The following is a 3698-nucleotide window of genomic DNA, read 5'->3' on the forward strand; positions in this document are numbered from 1 at the left end:
GCTGACGGCGCAGAGCGACGCCAGCACCCAGAAAGTCAACCAAGCCAAACCCGGTGGCTGCACCAGTTGGATGCTGCCGAGCCAGGCCCGACGCTGGTTGTGGAGGGATTCGTGTCGAAACAGGGTCACGCGCCGGCTCCCAGCCGGGCGGGCGCCGACCCTGTTGTTTCAGTGCCCCGAGGGGGCGGTCGGCTTACCAGCCAGTGCGCGGCAGGTCGGTCCCGCCGTCGCCGCCGACGACCTGGCGCAACGCGGCGCGGTCGAGTTCGCGCGGTGCCTGCACGGGCGCTGCGTCCTGGCGACACAGCGAACGGCGAACGAACGAGATCAGGGCTTGCTTCATGGTGGCTCCACGACGTTGAAGCGCTTGGGCAGCGCGTGGCGTCATTGAAGCAATCGCCCTGGAATTCGGACACTGTCAACTCTTACAGGTCAAGTGATCAGCTGTTACCGCTGGCCGCTGCGGTGCGCAGCCGGTTACAGCTCAGTGGATCAGGCCCAGCCGCAGGGCCTTCAGCACGGCCTGGTGCTTGCTGACCGAGCCCAGCTTGCGCATCGCATTCTGGATGTGCAGCACGGCCGTGCGCTCGCTGATGCCCAGGATGCTGCCGAGCTCCCAGGCGGTCTTGCCCTCCATCGTCCAGCGCAGCGACTCCAGCTCGCGCGGCGTCAGCGACGGCGTCTCGACGAGCTGTTCCGGCGGCACGAACAGGCGCAGCGCGGTGTCCTGCGCATGCACGGCAAACAGTTGCAGGTCGGCCACCATCCGGGTCAGGGCCGACGCATCCCGGGGCAAGGTCTGGTCCCGGTCGACGCCGAGCATGAAGTGGCGGCCCTCGGGCAGGTGCAGGGCCAGCGCGATGCCGGTGCGGTAGCCGAACGCGGCCTGCTCCTCCCACAGGTCGACCGCCCCCTGGCGCAGGTAGGTGGCCTGGTCCCAGACAAGCGGCACCGCGCCGCGCTTGAGGTGCTGCATCACGGGATCGCGCCGCTGGTTGTCGGCCTGCGAGGCGCCGGCCTCGCGGAAATCGCCAGGCATGTTGTCGATGCTGATGAAATCGGAACGCGTCGGGGAATGGTCGACCACCGTCAGGGCCGACACATAGCTGAACCCGAGCTCCTCGGCGAAGCGCACGATCTGGTCGCGAAAATCATCCGCCGACCGGGCTTCCATGATCGACAAGTAGCTGGCGCTGATCAACGCGCTGCTCATGACGCCACCCTGACAGGATTGACAGCTAGCCGGTGAAACACGACCTCTCCAGACTTCGGGCTGTTTGGACGAAGAAGAGAGGCACCATGAACACGACTTCTCCCACCTGCATGCCACCGCCCTGGGCACTCTACGCTTGGCCCGCCATTTTCTGTCAGGCAAATGTCAAGCGTAGGGCAAGATTCGTGCACTTGGGAACGCGGGTGACCACTGTCGGCGAGCCTGGCACCCCATGTTCGGGTCAAACCGTGTGGAGTGAACACCTCGACGAGGGCGAAGCCGGCTTGGCCTGGGACTGGATCGAGATCGCCGACGGTGTCGTCGCGATGGCCAACCCGCTGTGCGTCGTGACCAACCTGCGCCTGGTCGGCGAGCACGGCGAGCTGCTCGCCGCGCGCGAATCGGCGCTGCACCTGAGCCGCCTGGTCTGCCAGCTGCCCTGGCAGGACGAAGTCTGCCGCGCCGTGCAAGAGGCCGCCTGACTCACTTCACCGCGGCCTTCGCGAACTGGCGCGCCAGGTAGACCAGGCACACCGCCGCCAACAGCACACTGGCCGCCGCCGGGACGATGAACTCCAGCGGGCCGATCGGCTCGCCCTTGAGCACACGGGCCATCAGCGTCGATTGCGCCAGCGCCGGCACCCACAGGTGCCAGGCCTTCTCGCCTCCCTGGTTGAACAAGGTGACCATCGGCAGCAGCGACAGCGCCAGCACCACCACCGTCGCGTTGGCCTGGGCTTCCTTGTAGGTCTTGCAGCGGATCGCGATCGCCATCAGCAGCGCCGACAACGCCCCGGCCAGCGGCAGCAGCAGCACGAGAAAGGCCAGCGCCTCGGCGAAACCGTAACGGAACAGCGCGGCCAGGCTCTCGCTTTCGAGCAGCCACTGGCCCGGCACGAAGCTGAGCGTGGACAGCACCGCGATCAGCATGTCCACCGCCGCCACCGCGCCCCACTTGCCGACCACCAGCGCCAGCCGCGGCGCCGGGTTCATCAGCAGCGGCTCGAGCGAACCGCGCTCGCGCTCGCCGGCCGTCGTGTCCAGCGCGGCATTCAGTGCGCCGTACAGCAAGGCCATCAGCACGAAGAAGGGCAGCATCCCGGTCAGCTGCATCGCGCGCGCCGCCGGGTTGGCGAGGTCACGCTCGTCGATCTCGATCGCCTGCAGCGCCGATGGCGCGACGCCCCGCACCGCCAGGCGCAGCGTGCCCTGCTCCTGGTTGAAGCCGTCGAGCAGCCGGCCGAGGCGCGCCGCGCCGCCCTGCGCACGCTGGTTCGCGCTCGACGAGACGATCTCGACCACCGGCGCCTCGCCGCGCGCGAGCAGCGCCTCGAAATCGCCGGGCACGCGCAGCACCGGGTCGGCCAGCCGGCTGTCCTTCAGGCGCTTTTCGTAGTCGGGCGGCGCCGCCTGGATCGAGTAGCTCTGGCGCAACAGGTAGTTGCGCAATGTCGGCGCCTGCTCGAGGCCGACGGACAGCAGCTCCCGCGCCTCGGCACGCTGCTCCATGTCGGACACCAGCGACGAGATCAGCACCAGCACCAGCGGCCCCATCGCGACCGAGCTGAGAAAGACGGTCAGCAGCGTGCGCCGGTCGCGCAGCGCATCGACCAGCTCCTTGCGAAACACGGCCCAGGCGGTGCGGCTCATGCCAAGACCTCGCGCGCCGGGTGGCTATGCTCCCCGGCCTGCTCGCGCTCGGCGGCGGTGAACGCCAGGTCGACGAAGGCCTCCTCGAAATCGCGCTGTCCGGTGCGCGCGCAGAGCTCGGCCACGGTGCCCTCGGCCACCGTGCGGCCGTGCGACATCACGACGACACGGTCGCACAGGCGCTCGACCTCCTGCATGATGTGGGTCGAGAAGACGATGCACTTGCCCTCGTCGTCGCGCAGCCGGCGCAACGCCTCGCGCAGCGCGCGCGTGGCCAGCACGTCCAGGCCGTTGGTCGGCTCGTCCAGGATGATGTTGGGCGGGTCGTGCACCAGCGCGCGGGCCAGCGCGGTCTTCATCCGCTCGCCCTGGCTGAAGCCGTCGGCGCGGCGGTCGAGCAGGCTCTCCATCTCCAGCACCTTGGCCAGCCGGTCGGCGCGCGCACTCGCCGCCGCATCGGCCAGCCCATGCAGGCGGCCGTAGTAGACGATGTTCTCGCGCGCCGTCAGCCGCGGGTACAGACCGCGCGCATCCGACAGCACGCCCATGCGGGCCAGCGCGGCCATCGGCTGCGCGGCCACGTCGATGCCGTCGACCCGCACGCTGCCCGTGTCGGGCGTGAACAACGCGGCGACCATGCGCAACGTCGTGGTCTTGCCGGCCCCGTTGGGCCCGAGCAGGCCAGTGATGCGGCCGTTCTCGGCACGCCAGCTCACCCCGTCGACCGCGCGCACCTCGCGCGCCTTCGCACCGCGCCCCAGGGCGAAGCGCTTGGCCAGTTGTTCGACTTCGATCATCGGTCGGCCTTCGAGTAGCGCGAGGGGTCGGGCAGCGG

Annotated in this window: 5 protein-coding genes; 1 reads left to right on the plus strand and 4 read right to left on the minus strand. The window is 69.2% G+C overall.

The window, feature by feature from the left end; translation table 11 throughout:
• Positions 1 to 193: 193 nt before the first annotated feature.
• Together VJ693_RS25540 and VJ693_RS25545 are read right to left on the minus strand one after the other, a co-directional pair.
• Positions 194 to 343, minus strand: a complete 150-nt coding sequence (locus VJ693_RS25540) for a hypothetical protein (protein ID WP_324158974.1) — start codon at positions 341 to 343, stop codon at positions 194 to 196.
• A 141-nt stretch (positions 344 to 484) separates the two neighbouring features.
• Positions 485 to 1213 (minus strand): LuxR family transcriptional regulator, encoded by a 729-nt coding sequence (locus VJ693_RS25545; protein WP_324158976.1) that lies wholly within the window; start codon positions 1211 to 1213, stop codon positions 485 to 487.
• A 248-nt stretch (positions 1214 to 1461) separates the two neighbouring features.
• Here VJ693_RS25545 and VJ693_RS25550 point away from each other — a divergent pair, with 248 nt between their 5' ends.
• Positions 1462 to 1695 carry a hypothetical protein gene (locus VJ693_RS25550; RefSeq protein ID WP_324158978.1) on the plus strand — a complete coding sequence of 78 codons (234 nt, stop codon included), beginning with the start codon at positions 1462 to 1464 and terminating at the stop codon, positions 1693 to 1695.
• Position 1696: 1 nt separating this feature from the next.
• Here VJ693_RS25550 and VJ693_RS25555 read toward each other — a convergent pair whose 3' ends face one another.
• Both VJ693_RS25555 and VJ693_RS25560 read right to left on the minus strand, forming a co-directional pair.
• Positions 1697 to 2863: an ABC transporter permease gene (locus VJ693_RS25555; protein ID WP_324158980.1), complete on the minus strand. Its 1167-nt coding sequence runs from the start codon at positions 2861 to 2863 to the stop codon at positions 1697 to 1699.
• Positions 2860 to 3698 (minus strand): ATP-binding cassette domain-containing protein (locus tag VJ693_RS25560; protein WP_324158982.1); only part of this gene is annotated, 839 nt, incomplete at its 5' end. The genes VJ693_RS25560 and VJ693_RS25555, both read right to left, overlap by 4 nt.

Origin of the sequence: Ideonella sp. (genome assembly GCF_035254525.1) — a bacterium.
Taxonomy (GTDB): domain Bacteria; phylum Pseudomonadota; class Gammaproteobacteria; order Burkholderiales; family Burkholderiaceae_C; genus Ideonella.

Coding starts and splice junctions, on each gene's coding strand:
- VJ693_RS25540 (WP_324158974.1), bottom strand. CDS start 343: ATGAAGCAAGCCCTGATCTCGTTCGTTCGCCGTTCGCTGTGTCGCCAG.
- VJ693_RS25545 (WP_324158976.1), bottom strand. CDS start 1,213: ATGAGCAGCGCGTTGATCAGCGCCAGCTACTTGTCGATCATGGAAGCC.
- VJ693_RS25555 (WP_324158980.1), bottom strand. CDS start 2,863: ATGAGCCGCACCGCCTGGGCCGTGTTTCGCAAGGAGCTGGTCGATGCG.